Annotated in this window: 12 protein-coding genes; 9 read left to right on the top strand and 3 right to left on the bottom strand. The window is 67.0% G+C overall.

Annotation, left to right across the window (positions count from 1 at the left end):
- Positions 1–13 precede the first annotated feature (13 nt).
- Entirely contained in the window at positions 14–3,778 is a 3,765-nt protein-coding gene (locus F5544_RS37775) for a multifunctional oxoglutarate decarboxylase/oxoglutarate dehydrogenase thiamine pyrophosphate-binding subunit/dihydrolipoyllysine-residue succinyltransferase subunit (RefSeq protein WP_167477590.1), read from the top strand.
- Between the two features lie 78 nt (positions 3,779–3,856).
- On the opposite strand, the gene F5544_RS37780 is transcribed toward F5544_RS37775, so the two are convergent.
- The gene (locus tag F5544_RS37780) at positions 3,857–4,375 is read right to left on the bottom strand and encodes a pyridoxamine 5'-phosphate oxidase family protein (RefSeq protein WP_167479755.1); all 519 of its coding nucleotides are present in this window, start codon (positions 4,373–4,375) and stop codon (positions 3,857–3,859) included.
- 649 nt (positions 4,376–5,024) lie between these two features.
- Between F5544_RS37780 and F5544_RS37785 the strand changes: the two genes are divergently transcribed.
- Positions 5,025–5,582, top strand: a complete 558-nt coding sequence (locus tag F5544_RS37785) for a hypothetical protein (RefSeq protein WP_167477591.1) — start codon at positions 5,025–5,027, stop codon at positions 5,580–5,582.
- Positions 5,583–5,662: 80 nt separating this feature from the next.
- Here F5544_RS37785 and F5544_RS37790 read toward each other — a convergent pair whose 3' ends face one another.
- Positions 5,663–6,295, bottom strand: coding sequence for a TetR/AcrR family transcriptional regulator (locus F5544_RS37790; protein ID WP_167477592.1), 633 nt, complete (start codon positions 6,293–6,295; stop codon positions 5,663–5,665).
- Positions 6,296–6,364: 69 nt separating this feature from the next.
- On the opposite strand from F5544_RS37790, the gene F5544_RS37795 reads away from it, so the two are divergent.
- Genes F5544_RS37795 through F5544_RS37810 form a run of 4 tightly spaced genes read left to right on the top strand, consistent with a single transcriptional unit; the run spans position 6,365 to position 11,519 of the window.
- Positions 6,365–7,903, top strand: a complete 1,539-nt coding sequence (locus F5544_RS37795) for a flavin-containing monooxygenase (protein WP_167477593.1) — start codon at positions 6,365–6,367, stop codon at positions 7,901–7,903.
- Complete coding sequence (locus F5544_RS37800) at positions 7,900–8,733, top strand: SDR family NAD(P)-dependent oxidoreductase (RefSeq protein ID WP_167477594.1); 834 nt, start codon at positions 7,900–7,902, stop codon at positions 8,731–8,733. The genes F5544_RS37795 and F5544_RS37800 overlap by 4 nt, the downstream gene beginning before the upstream one ends.
- 18 nt (positions 8,734–8,751) lie before the next feature.
- Positions 8,752–9,675 (top strand): alpha/beta hydrolase, encoded by a 924-nt coding sequence (locus F5544_RS37805; protein ID WP_167477595.1) that lies wholly within the window; start codon positions 8,752–8,754, stop codon positions 9,673–9,675.
- 53 nt (positions 9,676–9,728) lie between these two features.
- A complete protein-coding gene (locus F5544_RS37810) occupies positions 9,729–11,519 on the top strand; it encodes an AMP-dependent synthetase/ligase (protein ID WP_167477596.1) in 1,791 nt (596 codons plus the stop codon).
- 54 nt (positions 11,520–11,573) lie between these two features.
- On the opposite strand, the gene F5544_RS37815 is transcribed toward F5544_RS37810, so the two are convergent.
- The gene (locus tag F5544_RS37815) at positions 11,574–12,314 is read right to left on the bottom strand and encodes an IclR family transcriptional regulator (protein WP_167477597.1); all 741 of its coding nucleotides are present in this window, start codon (positions 12,312–12,314) and stop codon (positions 11,574–11,576) included.
- Positions 12,315–12,429: 115 nt separating this feature from the next.
- On the opposite strand from F5544_RS37815, the gene dhaK reads away from it, so the two are divergent.
- Genes dhaK through ptsP form a run of 3 tightly spaced genes read left to right on the top strand, consistent with a single transcriptional unit; the run spans position 12,430 to position 17,248 of the window.
- Entirely contained in the window at positions 12,430–13,431 is a 1,002-nt protein-coding gene (gene dhaK / locus F5544_RS37820; protein ID WP_167477598.1) for a dihydroxyacetone kinase subunit DhaK, read from the top strand.
- A 2-nt stretch (positions 13,432–13,433) separates the two neighbouring features.
- Complete coding sequence (gene dhaL / locus F5544_RS37825; protein WP_167477599.1) at positions 13,434–14,054, top strand: dihydroxyacetone kinase subunit DhaL; 621 nt, start codon at positions 13,434–13,436, stop codon at positions 14,052–14,054.
- Positions 14,051–17,248, top strand: a complete 3,198-nt coding sequence (gene ptsP, locus F5544_RS37830; protein ID WP_167477600.1) for a phosphoenolpyruvate--protein phosphotransferase — start codon at positions 14,051–14,053, stop codon at positions 17,246–17,248. The genes dhaL and ptsP overlap by 4 nt, the downstream gene beginning before the upstream one ends.
- Positions 17,249–17,323: the final 75 nt, after the last annotated feature.

The following is a 17,323-nucleotide window of genomic DNA, read 5'->3' on the forward strand; positions in this document are numbered from 1 at the left end:
CGCGAAGAACGAAATGAGGCGAACACCTGCTGTGAGCAGCTCAACTTCCCAGTTCGGACAGAACCAGTGGCTAGTCGACGAGATGTATCAGAAGTTCAAACAGGATCCATCTTCGGTCGACGAAAGCTGGCACGAGTTTCTGGCCGACTACACCCCTGAAGCGACGAGTGATTCTGGTAACAGCCAGACCGCTCCCGCCGCACCCGCGCAGGTGGCCACCCCGGCACCGGCTCCCGCGCCCGCGGCCCCCGCTCCGGCAGCTGCCCCCTCGGCAGTAGCCGCCCCGGCTCCCGCGCCCGCCCCGGCACCGACTGCGACACCCACCGCGCGTACCCCGCAGACCACGCCCGCGCCGACCTCGAACGCGGCGCCGACCTCCGGCGCGCCCAAGACCGAGGCCGCCGACGAGGCGAAGGTGCTGCGCGGCCAGGCCGCCGCGGTGGTCAAGAACATGTCCGCCTCGCTCGCCATCCCGACCGCCACCTCCGTGCGCGCCATCCCGGCGAAGCTGATGATCGACAACCGCCTGGTCATCAACAATCACCTGGCCCGCACCCGCGGCGGCAAGATCTCCTTCACCCACCTGCTCGGCTACGCGATCGTGCAGGCGGTCAAGAAGTTCCCGAATATGAACCGGCACTTCCAGGAGATCGACGGCAAGCCGAACGCGATCACCCCGGCGCACACGAACCTGGGTCTCGCGATCGATCTGCAGGCCAAGGACGGCAGCCGGTCGCTGGCCGTCGCGGCCATCAAGGGTTGCGAGACAATGACCTTCGGGCAGTTCCACACCGCCTACGAGGACGTCGTCCGCCGCGCCCGCGACGGCAAGCTCACCATCGAGGACTTCTCCGGCGTCACCATCTCGCTCACCAACCCGGGCACCATCGGCACCGTGCACTCGGTGCCGCGGCTGATGTCGGGCCAGGGTTGCATCGTCGGCGCGGGCGCGATGGAGTACCCGGCCGAATTCCAGGGCATGAGCGACGAGCGCATCGCCGAAATCGGTGTCGGCAAGCTGATGACGCTCACCTCCACCTACGACCACCGCATCATCCAGGGTGCGGAGTCCGGTGATTTCCTGCGCACCATCCACCAGCTGCTCATCGCCGACGAGTTCTACGACGAGATCTTCCACGGCCTCGGCGTGCCCTACGAACCGGTCCGCTGGCGCAAGGACATTCGCGAGCGCGGCGTCGACAAGAGCTCGCGGGTGCTCGAACTCATCGCGTCCTACCGCAACCGCGGCCACCTGATGGCCGACACCGATCCGCTGCGGTTGGTGAAGGACAAGTTCCGCAGCCACCCGGATCTGGACGTCACCCAGCACGGCCTGACCCTGTGGGATCTGGACCGCGAATTCAACGTCGCGGGCTTCCACGGCCAGGAGCGGATGAAGCTGCGCGATGTGCTGTCCATCCTGCGCGACGCGTACTGCCGCCACGTCGGTGTCGAGTACACGCACATCCTCGATCCCGAGCAGCTGCAGTGGATTCAGGAGCGGGTGGAGCAGAAGCACGCCAAACCGACTGTCGCGCAACAGAAATACATTCTGAACCGGCTGAACGCGGCGGAGGCCTTCGAAACCTTCCTGCAGACCAAGTACGTCGGGCAGAAGCGCTTCTCGCTGGAGGGCGCCGAGGCCGTCATCCCGATGATGGACGCGGTCATCGACCAGTCGGCCGAGCACCGGCTCGACGAGGTCATCATCGGCATGCCGCACCGCGGCCGCCTGAACGTGCTGGCCAATATCGTCGGCAAGCCCTACTCGAAGATCTTCACCGAGTTCGAGGGCAATATGAACCCGGCGGCCACCCACGGCTCCGGCGACGTGAAGTACCACCTCGGCGCGCACGGCACCTACCTGCAGATGTTCGGCGACAACGAGATCGAGGTCTCGCTCACCGCGAACCCGTCGCACCTCGAGGCGGTCGACCCGGTGCTCGAGGGTCTCGTCCGCGCCAAGCAGGATCTGCTCGACAAGGGTGACGGCCCCGAGGGCTTCTCGGTCATGCCGCTGATGCTGCACGGCGATGCCGCGTTCGCGGGTCAGGGCGTTGTCGCCGAGACGCTGAACATGTCGGGTCTGCGCGGCTACCGGGTCGGCGGCACCATCCACATCGTGGTGAACAACCAGATCGGCTTCACCACCTCGCCGGAGAACAGCCGCTCCACCGAATACTCGACGGATATCGCCAAGTTCATCGGCGCGCCGATCTTCCACGTCAACGGCGACGACCCGGAGGCGTGCGACTGGGTCGCCCGCATCGCGGTCGACTTCCGGCAGAAGTTCCGCAAGGACGTCGTCATCGACATGATCTGCTACCGCCGCCGCGGTCACAACGAGGGCGACGACCCGTCGATGACCCAGCCGTACATGTACGACGTCATCGACACCAAGCGCTCGGTCCGCAAGGCGTACACCGAGAGCCTGATCGGTCGTGGTGACATCTCGCTCAAGGAGGCCGAGGACGCGCTGCGCGACTACCAGGGCCAGCTGGAGCGGGTGTTCAACGAGGTTCGCGAGCTGGAGAAGTACCCGCCGGAGCCGAGCGAATCGGTCGAGGACGACCAGCAGGTCCCGGCGACCGTCGTCACCGCCGTCGACAAGGCGGTGCTGCAGCGCATCGGCGACGCCTTCCTCAATGTGCCGGACGGCTTCAACGTGCATCCGCGCGTCAAGCCAGTGCTGGAGAAGCGGCGCGAGATGGCGTACGAGGGCAAGGTCGACTGGGCCTTCGCCGAACTGCTCGCCTTCGGCACCCTGATCGACGAGGGTCGCGCGGTGCGCCTGACCGGTCAGGACTCGCGGCGCGGCACGTTCACCCAGCGGCACGCGGTGATCATCGACCGCAAGACCGCCGAGGAATACACCCCGCTGCACAACATCGGCAGCGCGAACCCGGGTTGGTTCGCGGTGCACGATTCGGCGCTGAGCGAATACGCCGCCGTCGGTTTCGAATACGGCTACTCACTCGGCAACCCGGACGCACTCGTGTTGTGGGAGGCGCAGTTCGGTGACTTCGTCAACGGCGCGCAGTCCATCATCGACGAGTTCATCTCCTCCGGTGAGGCCAAGTGGGGTCAGCTCTCCGAGGTCGTGCTGCTGCTGCCGCACGGTCACGAGGGTCAGGGCCCGGACCACACCTCCGGCCGCATCGAGCGATTCCTGCAGCTGTGTGCCGAGGGTTCGATGACGGTCGCGGTGCCGTCCACTCCGGCGAACTACTTCCACCTGCTGCGCAGGCATGCGCTGGACGGTATCCGCCGTCCGCTCATCGTCTTCACCCCGAAGTCGATGCTGCGCAACAAGGCCGTCGTCTCGGATCTGAAGGATTTCACCGAGTCGAAGTTCCGTTCGGTGTTCGACGAGCCCGCCTACGAACAGGGCATCGGCGACCGCAACAAGGTCAAGCGCATCCTGCTCACCAGCGGCAAGCTGTACTACGAGCTGGCCGCCGAGAAGGCGAAGCAGAAGCGTGAGGATGTCGCGATCGTGCGCATCGAGCAGCTGTACCCGCTGCCGAAGTTCCGGTTGAACGAGGCGCTGGCCGGCTACCCGAACGCCACCGATATCGCCTGGGTCCAGGAGGAACCGGCCAACCAGGGCGCCTGGCCCTTCTTCGGCCTCAACCTCCCGGAAATCCTCCCGGACCGCTTCACCAAACTGCGCCGCATCTCCCGCCGCGCCATGTCGGCCCCCTCCTCGGGCTCCGGCAAGGTGCACGCGGTGGAGCAGCAGGAAATCATCGACGAGGCCTTCGAACCGACCGCCTAGTCGCACAACCCCTGACGCCGGGCCGAATCCGTTCTGCTGGAACGCGATTCGACCCGGCGTTTTCGTTTGTGTGCGCCGCTATCCGAAGCGCCAGTGGGTGGCGCCGTGGGGTTCGGTGAGGGCGAGGGCGGCGGCGGTTTGTGGGGTGAAGCGGTAGAGGTGCCAGGGGGCGGGGCCTGCGCTTGGGGCGCTGTAGGGGGCGGTGATGGCGTCGCCGGCGCGTTCGGCGGGCCAGCCGAGGCGGCGGTAGGTCGCGGTGACCTGGTCGAGTTCGTCGGGGTCGACGGTGCGATGCGCTTCGCCCTCGAGGACGAGGTCTACGTCCGGGAAGCGGAATGACAAGGTGCACTGCGGGTTCGCGGCCAGATCACGCGACTTGCGAGTGCCGGGACCACTGGTGAAATACAGGTGCGCACCATGCAGGGCGACCCCGATACCCGCCGAATGCGGCCGCCCGCCCGCACCGACCGTGCCGAGGAATTGCGGCGTCTCGGGCAGGCCGACACCCGCCTCGATGGCCTTCACTACGCGGCTCCACGGAAGCTCCGCATCACCGTAGATATTGAGATCGCGGGCCGAGATCGGTTCGGGCAACATCATTTCCTCCTCCGAGAGTTCCTGTACCAGTGCAGACGCCGCGCACCGAGCGAATTCATCGTGGCCGACTACGTGTTCCCGCACCCTGTCTTCGAACCGTGCACACGACGTACGGGGTGTTTGGCTTGGAGACGAGGGGATGGGAGCACGAGGAGCGGGGAGCTGGACGGCTGTTCAGTAGTTGTGCACAGGGGCCGAGTTATGCACATTTGGCGATGGTGGGGTGGATTGAGGGGCGGTGACCAGTGACGATCTGGAGGTGGACATTCCGATACCAGTTTCTCGGCGGGCTGCGCTCGCGAGCGGATTCACTGATTACGAGCTGCGCGGAAGGAGCTGGCAGCGGGTGCGGCGCGGTCATTACATCGATGCGGCGCGTGCACAAGGGTTGGATCGCATTCAGCGACATCTGGTTGCTGTCCATGCCGCGATGGCAGAAGCGAGTTCGGATGCGTTCGCCTCCCATATCTCGGCTGCCGTGGCACACGAACTCACGGTTTGGTCGATATCGATGAGCCGCGTTCACGTCACCCGGAATCGTGACTCCGGCGGGCGGGTCCGGCGTCAGATGGTGGTGCACACCGGGCGGATCGCACCGGACGAGTACGTGGAGATCGGTGGCATCCGAGCGACCTCGGTCGCCCGTACCGTGATCGACATCGCCCGCACTGAACCGTTCGAACAGGCTGTCGTGGTGGGTGATTCAGCGCTACAAGCGGGTAAGACCACTCGGGACGAGCTGATGGTTCAGCTCGAACGAGCCAGCCATCGAGTCGGTGCGCCGGCGGCCAGGCGGGTGCTGAGCTTTCTCGACGGTCGCGCGGAAAGTGTCGGGGAGTCGAGAAGCCGTGTCGCTCTGCGCTATTCCGGCTTACCGATGCCCGAATCTCAGGCGTGGATCATCAATCCGGACGAAGGCCCCATCGCGCGGGTCGATTTTCTCTGGCCCGACCTCGGGATCGTCGGTGAATTCGATGGAATGGTCAAGTACCACAAGGAGTTACGCGGAGACATAACCGCCGAGCAGGTGGTGGTCGACGAGAAACGTCGCGAAGACGCGCTCCGCGCGCTCGGTTGGTTCGTGGTGCGTTGGACCTGGTCCGATCTCGCTCAGCCGGAACCGCTTCTCGCCCGAATCCGAGCTGCGGCCGAAATCTCCCGCACCACATTGCGACTGGGCGCATGGCAGCCGACACTATGCTGCTGATACGACGCCGCACCCCGTCCCCTGTCCACGCACCCCGTGTACGGGGTGTGGGGTTGACACGAGAGGTGCGACGCCGAACCTCACCCCCGCAATGCGGCAGCCAGCTCCGGATTCAACGAAAGAGCAAGGGCCAGTAGGGATTCGACCAGCAGGTCGATCAGCGAGGCGCGGGGAATCGGCTCACTGCGGAGCCAGGTGAGCGTGGTTTCCTCGACGAAGGCGATCCAGCCGCGCATGGCCAGCTTCAGGCGGGGCTGGTCGGCGGAGGCGGATACGGGCGCCTCGGTGAGGATGATGCCGATGATGGTGTCGCGGGTCTGATCCACCAAGCCGAGCAGTTCGGGACTGGTGCTGGCCGGTCCGCGCAGCAGCGCCGTGTACGGGGCGCGGTTCTCGCCGACGTAGTCGACGTAGCGGGCGATGGAGTCGCGCAGCATCTCCGGTATCGGCAGGCTCCGGTCCGGCGCGATCCGTTCCAGCAGCTGCCCGTTGGCGTGCTGGACGATGGCGAGCTGGAAATCCTGTTTGGTCGGGAAGTAGTGGAACAGCAGCCCGCGGGAGATACCTGCCTGTTCGGCGATTTCGCTGATAGAGATGTCTTCCAGCGCGCGATCGCCGAGCATTTCGACGCCGAGGGTGATCAGCTGCAGCCGGCGTTCTTCCGGGCTCAACCGAACCCGTCTGCCGTTTTCTCCAGCACCACGCCCACTCATGCCGACAAGCTTACTGAACACGAGTCAATACTGTTGACCACTGCTCAATAAGCCCGTACCCTCGGGTACATGAGTCGCAAGGTTACAGACAATGCTGTCGGCAACCGCCCGACCCGTCATGCCAAGACGATCATCATCGGCAGCGGTTTCGCGGGTTTGGGTCTGGCCATCCGACTGGCTCAGCAGGGCCGCACCGACTTCCTGGTGCTGGAGCGCGGCAGCGAGGTCGGCGGCACGTGGCGCGACAATACCTACCCGGGTGCGGCGTGCGATGTGCCCTCACATCTGTACTCGTACTCGTTCGCGTTGAACCCGAACTGGTCACGCTCGTTCTCCAAGCAGGGCGAGATCCAGGAGTACATCCGCGGTGTCGCCAAGCGCCACCGGGTGCTGGACAAGCACATCTTCGACTGCGACGTCACCGCGGCGCGCTGGAACGATGCCGCCGCGCACTGGGAGATCGAATCCAGCCAGGGCAGCTTCACCGCCGAAACAGTTATCTCCGCGGTCGGCGCGCTGTGCGAGCCCGCGCTCCCGGATATCAAGGGCATCAACGCCTTCGAGGGCCAGATCTGCCACTCGGCGCGCTGGAATCACGACGCCGACCTGACCGGCAAGCGGGTCGCCATCATCGGCACCGGCGCGTCGGCCATTCAGATCGTCCCGTCCATCGCGCCGAAGGTCGCCCACCTGGACGTCTACCAGCGGACGGCGCCATGGCTGCTGCCGCGCATGGACCGCCCGTACCTGCTGCCCGAGCGGCTCGCGTTCAAGTATCTGCCCGGCGTGCAACGACTTTCGCGCGCGGCGATCTACGCGATAAGGGAAACCCAGGTGGTGGGCCTCGCGAAATTCCCGCCGCTGATGCAGGCCTTCGAACTGGTCGCCAAGGCGAAATTGCGCGCCGAGATCCACGATCCGGAATTGCGCGCGAAGGTCACCCCGAACTTCCGCATCGGCTGCAAGCGGATGCTGATCTCCAACGACTACTACCCGGCGCTGAGCCGCGACAATGTCGACGTGGTCACCGACGGCATCCGCGAGATCCGCGCCCACTCGGTGGTCACCAAGGACGGCACCGAACGCGATATCGACGCGCTGATCGTGGCCACCGGCTTCCATGTCACCGATTCGCCGACGTACAACACCATCTCCGGGCGCGACGGCCGCACCCTGGCCGAGGTTTTCGACGAAATCGGCCAGCAGGGTTACAAGGGTTCGGCGATCAACAACTTCCCGAATATGTTCTTCCTGCTCGGCCCGAATGTGGGCCTCGGCCACACCTCGATGATCTACATGATCGAGTCGCAGATCAACTACATCGCCGACGCGCTGGCCACCGTCGACCGGATGGGCCTGTGCACGGTGGAGGTACGCCGCGAGGTGCAGGACACCTACAACCGGGACCTGCGGCGCAAAATGGCCAACAGCGTCTGGATGAACGGCGGCTGCTCCAGCTGGTACCTCGACAAGCACGGCAACAACACGACGCTCTGGCCGGATTTCACCTTCGAATTCCGTAGGCTGACCAAGAAATTCGACGTGACCGCCTATGACACGACCACCGTCGCGTCTCGACCCGATTTGAAAGTGGTGGCAGCACAGTGAGCAAGGACGCTTACTTCAGGGGCAAAGTCTGTGTGATCACCGGTGCCGGGTCCGGCATCGGTCGCGCGCTGGCCGAGAATCTTGCCCGCCGCGGCGCCAAACTGGCGCTCTCGGATATCGATACGGAGGGCCTCGCCGAAACCGTGCGGCGCTGCGAAAAGTTCGGCGCCGAGGTGAAATCCGATCGGCTCAATGTTGCTGAACGTGAGGCCGTGCTGCTCTACGCGGACGAGGTCAAAAAGCATTTCGGCGTTGTGCACCAGATCTACAACAACGCCGGTATCGCCCACTACGGCGACGTGATGAAGTCCTCGTTCAAGGACGTCGAGCGGATCATGGACGTCGACTTCTGGGGAGTCGTCAACGGCACCAAGGCTTTTCTGCCGTACCTGGTGGAATCCGGCGCCGGGCATGTGGTGAACGTGTCCAGCTTGTTCGGGATCATCGCCATTCCGGGTCAGTCCGCGTACAACGCGGCGAAGTTCGCGGTGCGCGGCTTCACCGAGGCGCTGCGCCAGGAGATGCTGGTCGAGAAGGCGCCGGTGAAGGTCACCTGTGTGCATCCGGGCGGTATCAAGACCGCGGTCGCGCGCAACTCCACGGTGGTCGAGGGCGTCGATCAGCGAAGCGCGGCAGCGCTTTTCGACAAGTATCTGGCGATCCACACCCCCGAGATGGCGGCCGAGACCATCACCGAGGGCGTCCGCAAGGGGCACGGCCGGGTGCTGATCGGCTGGGAGGCCCGGCTGCTCGACGCGCTCGTGCGCACCACCGGGGCCGGGTATCACCGGCTCGTCGCCTTCACCACCCGGGGTTTCTTACCTCGGTAATCGATCGAAAGAAAACCCATGCGCGACATCGCCCTTCCTTTGCCGGTCGCCAAGGCGGTGCTGCGTCCGATCTACGGGGTGACGCTGAACAAGCGGCTCCCGTGGCGGACGCAGCGCCTGCTGCTCGAATTGAGTTCGCGCGCACAGCCCGTGCCGAGCGGGACCGTCGTGCACAAGCTCCGGCTCGGCGGCAGACCCGCCGAACGGCTCACCGCGGGGTCCGGCATCCCGGACGCCGCGATCCTCTACCTGCACGGCGGCGGATATGCGGTGGGTTCACCACTGACGCACCGCTCGATGACCGCCCGGTTGGCGCGCGAAACCGATTGCGCCGTATACGCTCTCGACTATCGACTGGCCCCGGAGCATCCGTTCCCGGCCGCGCTGGACGATGCCGAGGCGGCCTTCGCCGAACTCGTCGCCATCGGCTATCCACCGGAACGCATTGCCATCGCCGGTGATTCGGCGGGCGGCGGGTTGTCGCTGGCCACCGCGCAGCGCCTGATCGCCGAGCACGATCAAACGCCGGCCGCGCTCGGCTTGATCGCGCCGTGGACCGACCCGAACGAAATCCCGTCGGGTGAGCGCGATCTGGTGATCAACAAGGGCTGGTCACGGGCCTGCGCCGCCGCCTACCTCGGCGAAAATCCCAGCACCGCAGCGGGTTACGCGCCGCTGCACGGCAGGCTGGCCGGACTCCCACCGACGTATGTGCAGGTGGACGTCAGCGAGCTGCTGCACGGCCAGTGCGTCACCTTCGTCGCGGCGCTGCGGGCGGCCGGAGTTCCCGTGACCTTCACCGAGAGCCGCGGCCTGTGGCATGTCGCGCAGATCCAGGCGGCGCTGGTGACCGGGGCCGCGGCGGCGCTGAGCGAGCTCGCCGAATTCCTCCGGGACGCCGTCCACCCCGTGAACAGGAGGTCCGACCAGGCGGCCCGGTGATAGGTGTCGTAGATTACTGATGGGTAAACCATACGTGGAAGGGCACCGCACCGATGCGAGAGTTCGAAGTTCCGGCTTCTTACACCATCCCCGAAGACGCCAACATGTCCGACGGTGCCTTCCGGCACGCCGAGCAGACCCCGGGGCTGGTCGTGTTCAACAAGCCCGACGGCAAGGGCGGCTGGACCGATATCACCGCCAAGGAGTTCGCGGCAACGGTCACCGGTGTGGCCAAGGGTTTCATCGCGGCCGGGATCGAGCTCGGTGACCGGGTCGCCATCCTGGCGCCCACCCAGTACGAGTGGGTCGTGCTGGACTTCGCCATCTGGGCCGCGGGCGGCTGCACCGTCGCGATCTACGACAGCTCATCGGCCGAGCAGGCCAAGTGGATCCTGCAGGACTCCGCGACCAAACTGCTGATCGTCGAGAACGCCAAGCACCGCGCCACCATCTCCGAGATCGAGGGCGACCTGCCCGCGCTGCGCGAGACGCTCCTGCTGGAGAAGGGCGCCATCGCGGACCTGACCGCCCGCGGCGCCGACCTCGACGACCAGGTCGTGCACGACCGCCGCGCCCAGGTGAAGGCGGCATCGCCCGCCACCCTCATCTACACCTCGGGCACCACCGGCCGTCCGAAGGGCGTGATGCTCTCGCACGCCAACATGTACGCGGAATCGGCCGCGGACCGCTCGGCCATGTCGGAATTCCTGCGGCCCGGCAACAAGTCGCTGCTGTTCCTGCCGCTGGCGCACGTCTTCGCCCGCGCCGTCGCGCTCGCCGCCTTCGACGCCGGTGTCACCGTCGCGCACAGCGCCGACTGGTCGACGCTGGTCGAGCAGTTCGGCGCGTACAAGCCGGACTTCATCCTCTCGGTGCCCCGGGTATTCGAGAAGGTCTTCAACGCCGCGAAGCAGAAGGCGCACGACGGCGGCAAGGGCAAGATCTTCGACGCGGCGGCCGACACCGCCGTCGCCTACAGCGAGGCGCTGCAGTCCGGCGGTCCCGGCCTGGTGCTCAAGCTCAAGCACGCGCTGTTCGACCGGTTGGTCTTCGGCAAGCTGCGTGAGGCGCTGGGCGGGCGCTGCCTGTCCGCGGTGTCCGGCGGTGGGCCGCTCGGCGCGCGGCTGGGTCACTTCTTCCGCGGCGCGGGCGTCACCATCTACGAGGGCTACGGCCTGACCGAGAGCACCGCCGCGTTCTCGGTGAACACCCCCAAGCACATTCGGGTCGGCACCGTCGGCCGCCCGCTGCCCGGTCACGCCGCCGCGGTCGCCGAGGACGGCGAGCTGCTGCTGCGCGGCCCGGTGGTGTTCAACGGCTACTGGGGCAATGCGGAGGCCACCGAGGACGCGTTCGTCGACGGCTGGTTCAAGACCGGCGATTTGGGCGCCATCGATGACGAGGGCTTCATCACCATCACCGGCCGCAAAAAGGAGATCATCGTCACCGCGGGCGGTAAGAACGTCTCCCCCGGCATGCTGGAGGACGATCTGCGCACCGCCCCGCTGATCAGCCAGGTCATGGTGGTCGGCGACGGGGAGCCGTTCATCGCCGCGCTCATCACCCTCGACCCGGAGGCGCTGCCCGGCTGGAAGGAACGCAACAACGTCGCGGCCGATACCCCCATCGAGCAGGTGATCGAGAACCCGGCGCTGGTCGCGGAGATCAATGCCGCGGTCGCCGAGGCGAACAAGAAGGTTTCGCATGCCGAGGCGATCAAGAAGATCCGCATCCTGCCGGTCGATTGGACGCAGGAGACCGGTGAGCTGACGCCGAAGATGTCGCTCAAGCGCGCGGTGGTCATGAAGAAGTACGCCGACGAGGTCGCCAAGATCTACAGCTGAGTTCGCTTGCGGCACAACGGCCCGTCCCCGATCGGGGGCGGGCCGTTGACGTCGCTACGGCAGCACCGGCCACTTGGCCGAGCCGAGTTCGCGGGAGATGGTCCGCGCGGTGGCGCGCACCGCGTCGACGATATCGGGGGCGGCGGGCCAGTCGGCTGTCGGCAGCACAACGCCGACCGCGCCGACGGCCGTGCCGGTGCGATCGAATATCGCTCCCGCGATGGAGGATTCGCCGAGGACCGCTTCGTCCCGCTCGTAGGCGAGGCCGGATTCCCGTACCGCGGTGAGACATTCGGCGAGCACCTCGGACGCGATGATCGTCTCCCCCGTCATGCTGCGCAGCGGGCCCGGGGCGGCAGGCGGGTGAAAGGCCAGCACCGCTTTGCCCAAAGCGCTTGCGTGCGCGGGTATTTCGATGCCGAGCTCGGGCATCTGGCGGCTGCCGTCCTGGCGCGGCTCGTGGTGGATGATCACCACGTCGTCACCGAACAGCACGCCGACCCGCACGGCGAGACCGGTGCGGCGCGCCAATTCGTGTGCCCAGGTGAGTGATCGGGCACGCAGGTCGAGCGTGTCCAGGTAGACATTGCCGAGCCGCAGCACCGCAGGCCCGAGCTGATAGCGCCCGCCGCCGCGTTCCTGGACCACCACACCGTGCGCGGCCAACGTCCGGACGATGCCGTGCACCGTCGTCGCGGGCAGCCCGAGTTCGGCGGCCAATTCCGACAGCGTCATGCGCCGCGCGCCCTGCAGCGCGAACAGGATCCGCACCGCCCGATCCACCGACTGGATCACGCGGCCTCCTTCCCGAGGACTTGTGACCTAAGCAACACCAACGTATTCTACGAATGAGATTCGACATTATCGAATGACATTCGAAAACATCTTGGGCCGAGCGAGGACACCGACGATGAAGAAACTGATCAACGATCCCGCCGAGGTGGTGGACGACGCGCTCGCCGGGATGGCGGCCGCCCATCCGGAGCTGCGGATCGACGAGAAGAACCGGCTCGTCCTGCGCGCCGAACCGCCGAAACCGGGCAAGGTCGGACTGGTGTCCGGCGGCGGCTCCGGACACGAACCGCTGCACGGCGGCTTCGTCGGGCCCGGCATGCTCGACGCCGCCTGCGCCGGTGAGGTTTTCACCTCGCCGGTGCCGGACCAGATCGTCGCCGCCACCACCGCCGTCGACGCGGGCGCGGGGGTGCTGCACATCGTGAAGAACTACACCGGCGACGTGATGAACTTCGATATGGCCGCCGAGCTCGCCGCCGCCGAAACCGGCGGCGAGGTGGTCGCCGTCGTGGTGAACGACGATGTCGCCGTACAGGACAGCCTCTACACCGCCGGGCGGCGCGGCGTCGGCGGCACCGTGCTGGTGGAGAAGATCGCGGGCGCCGCGGCCGAACAGGGGCGTTCGCTCGCCGAGGTCGCCGCGGTGGCGCGCACCGTCAACGAGAACTCGCGCAGCATGGGTATGGCGCTCACCTCGTGCACCGTCCCGGCCGCCGGTAAACCCACCTTCCAACTCGGCGACGGCGAAATGGAGATCGGCGTCGGCATACACGGCGAGCCGGGGCGCGAGCGGGTGCCGCTCGCGCCCGCCCGCGCGGTCGCGGAAATGCTGGTCGCGCCGATTCTGTCGGATCTGCCGTTCCGCCAGGGGGATTCAGTGATCTGCTTCGTGAACGGGATGGGCGGCACCCCCCTGATCGAGCTGTACGTGATGTACAACGAGGTCGCCCGTCTGCTGCGCGGGCACGGCATCGAGGTGGCGCGCTCGCTCGTCGGCCCGTACATCACCTCGCTGGAGATGGCGGGCTGTTCGGTGACGCTTACCAAGATCGACGACGAACTGCTGCGGCTCTGGGACGCGCCGGTCCGCACGCCCGCGCTGCGCTGGGGGGTGTGACCATGACCGTTATCGATCCTGTCGCCTGGGTTCGCGAATTCGCCGCGCTGATCGACGAAAATGCCGACACGCTAACCGAATTGGATGCCGCCATCGGCGACGCCGACCACGGGAGCAATATGCGGCGCGGCACCGCGGCGGTGGTGGCGGCCTTCGCCGAGGCCGAACCCGATTCCGCGGCAGCGGCACTCAAGCAGACCAGCATGGTGCTGATCCGCAGTGTCGGCGGGGCGAGCGGACCGCTCTACGGCACCTTCTTCCTCCGGTTCGCCGCCGCGGTCGGCCAGGACGGCGTCGACGCGTCGACCTTCGCGAAGGCGTTCCGGGCCGGACTCGACGGCGTCGTCGCCCGCGGCAAGGCCGAGGCGGGCGACAAGACGATGTTCGACGCGCTCGCCCCCGCCGCCGATGCGTTCGACGAAAAGCTCGCCGCGGGAGGCGAATTCGCCGACGCACTGGATGCGGCGCTGGCCGCGGCCGAGGCCGGCCGGGATGCGACCATCCCGCTGCAGGCCCGCAAGGGACGCGCCTCCTATTTGGGTGAACGCAGTGTCGGCCACCAGGATCCCGGCGCGACCAGCGCGGCCCTTCTGGTGCGCGCCGCACGGCGGGCGCTGCGATGATCGGCATCGTCGTCGTCTCGCACAGCCGTCCGCTGGCGCGCGCCGCCGTCGCGCTGGCCACCGAAATGCAGGGTGAACGGCCGGTGCGGGTGGAAATCGCGGCCGGACTCGACGAAGAGACCCTCGGCACCGACGCCGTCGCGGTCGCGGAGGCGATCGCCGCCGCCGACTCCGGCGACGGCGTACTACTGCTGATGGATCTGGGCAGCGCGGTACTGTCCGCCGAACTCGCCATCGATCTGCTGGAATCACCGCACGAGGTGAAGCTTTGCGCGGCACCGATTGTCGAGGGGCTGGTGGCGGCCGTGGTCACCGCGGGCAGCGGGGCCTCGCTCGACGAGGTCGCGGCCGAGGCGGAGAATGCGTTGCTGGGCAAGCGGTCTCAGCTCGGCATGGACGGGCAGGCACAACCGGCTACAGACGCCACGCCCGAACACGACACACACCCTCGGCCCAGTGAAAAGGCGAGCGGCCAGCCGCAGCCAGCCGCAGACGCCACGCCCGAACACGACACACACCCTCGGCCCAGTGAAAAGGCGAGCGGCCAGCCGCGGCCGGCCGCAGACATCACGCCGGGACAGGACACACACCTCCGGCCCGGTGACGAGCCGGGCGAGCACCATCCGATCGTCACGAATTCTGGTGCACAGCACGATAATTCGATCCAGCGAACCACCATCGTCGTGCGCAACGAGCACGGGCTGCACGCACGTCCCGCAGCACGACTGGTAGCCGCGTTGCGCGGCATCGACACAGACGTCCGGTTGCGCAACCTGACCACCGGCGCTGGACCGGTCTCCGGCCGCAGCCTCACCAGAATCGCCGCACTCGGCGTGCTCACCGGACACCAAATCGAGGTCAGCGCAACCGGTACCGACGCGGCAACCGCGATCGACCGGATACGCGCACTCGCCGACCGCTGGTTCGACGAAGAACCCACCGAGGCCGAGCGCAACGCCTCGCACACCAGGTCAACCGAGTCAGCCCGTCCCGCAACAGAATCGCCCGACGCCGCATCCGGGTCACTCCACGCAGCCGACTCCGCCGCCGGTCCATCCGATGCCGCACCAACGGATTACGAGCCGGGCCAGTCCGCCGCCCCCGTTGGCACGTCCAGTGCCTTCAACAACGCATCGGAATCGATCCGAACCACTCCCGAACCCACCGACCAGAGCGGTTCGCCCACCAAACGGTCCGATGCGACACCAAACGGTCGCGAGCCGAGACTGTCCACCGCATCCGTGAGCGCGCCCGCATCCAGCGACGCATCGGAATCGATCCGAACCACCCCTGAATCCGCCGACCACCCCGGCTCGTCTGCCGAACAACCCGGTGCCACACCAACCGATAGCGAGTCGGCACGGTCCGCCGCATCCCGAGGCGCACCTCGCTCGACCAGTCCCGCAACAGGATCGAACCGGGTTGCTCCTGAAGTCCTGGCGGGCACACAGGGCGGAATCGAATCCGTCGGCGGCGCAATCGAATCGACGGATGCGGGCGGTTCGCGGCCGCCCGGCACCGAGCCCGAAGGTCGGAGAACCGGACCGTACCCGGCCTCGGCTGGAATCGGCATCGGACCCGTATGGCACTTGGCTACAACGGAATTCACGCTGCCCGAGCATCCGGCTGGCGCGCCGGTGGATGAGCAACGGGCGCTCGATGACGCCATCGGCCGGGTGCGCGAGCAGCTTACGGCGGATATCGCGCGCAGCGACGGGGGACGCTCCCCCGAGGCCGATATTTTCGAAGCCCATCTGATTCTGCTCGACGACGAGGACCTCACCGATGAGGTGCGGCGGCGGATCGCCGACGGCGCACCGGCGGCCACCGCGTTTGCTGCGGTATTCGATGGCGCCGCAGCGGAATTGGCGCGGCTGCCGGATGAGTATCAGCGGGCGCGGGCCGCGGATGTGCGTGCGGTGCGGGATCAGGTGCTGGTGGTGCTGCTCGGATACTCGAGCGAGTTCGTCACCCGCCCAGGCATTCTCGTCGCCGCCGACCTGACACCAGGGCAGCTGGCCGCATTGGACCGGTCACTGCTGGACGGAATCGTGCTGGCCCAGGGCAGCCCGACCGCGCACAGCGCGATCCTGGCCCGTTCGAAGGGCATTCCGGCCGTGGTCGGCGCGGGTGCGGAAGTGTTGCGAATTCCGGAGGACACCGTTGTCGCGCTCGACGGTGGGACGGGTCGACTGGTGGTCGCGCCCAAGCCGTCGGTACTCGCCGAATTCGAAACGCGCGCACGCGAACAGGACGAGCAGCGGCGCGCGGCCGAGGCGGCGGCGCAGGAGCGAGCCGTCACCGAGAACGGCACCGAGATTCATGTCGCCGCCAATGTCGGCAGCGTCGCCGATGCGGTCGACGCGGTGCGCGCGGGGGCCGATCTCGCGGGGCTGGTGCGCACCGAATTCCTGTTCCTCGGCCGCGAACACGCGCCGACGGTCGCCGAACAGACCGAGGTCTACCGGGAGTTGGCGAAGGTTTTCGACGGCCGCCGGATCATCCTGCGCACCCTCGACGTCGGCGGTGACAAACCGCTGCCCTACATCGACCAACGGCCGGAGGCCAACCCGTTCCTCGGGCTGCGCGGCATCCGGCTCGCGCTGGCGCACCCGGACCTGTTGCGCGACCAGTTGCGGGCCGTCGCCGCGGTGGCCGCCGACCATCCGGTGAGCGTCATGTTCCCGATGGTCACCGGGCTGGATGAACTTCAGGCGGCCCGCAAGATTCTGAACGAGGTTGCCCCGCAGGATCTTTCGCTGGAAATCGGAATAATGATCGAGGTGCCCGCTGCCGCGGTGAAGGCGGCGGTGCTCGCCGAATACGTCGATTTCTTCAGCATCGGCACCAATGATCTGACCCAGTACGCCATGGCCGTCGACCGCGGCAACGACACCATCGCGGCGCTGGCCGACCCGCTGGATCCCGGAGTACTCCGCCTGATCGATCTGGTATGCCGGGGCGCCGGGGACACCAGGGTCGCGGTGTGCGGTGAGATCGCCGCCGATCCGGCCGCGGTGCCGCTGCTGCTCGGTCTGGGCGTCACCGAACTCAGCGTCGCTCCGCCCGCCGTCGCCATGGTCAAGGCACAGGTACGCACGCTCGATACGACGAGGTGTAGGGCACTGGCGGTCGAGGCGCTCGGCTGCGAATCGGCAGCCCAGGTGCGCGGGCTGGTGCGTCGACAGGCGTAGGGGTTCGAAACACCCTGCGGCCGAATATGTTCCGGCGGCAATAACCGAAAACCGGTGTGCGCGCATCGCGGGCGG

This window comes from Nocardia arthritidis (assembly GCF_011801145.1).
Classification (GTDB): domain Bacteria; phylum Actinomycetota; class Actinomycetes; order Mycobacteriales; family Mycobacteriaceae; genus Nocardia; species Nocardia arthritidis_A.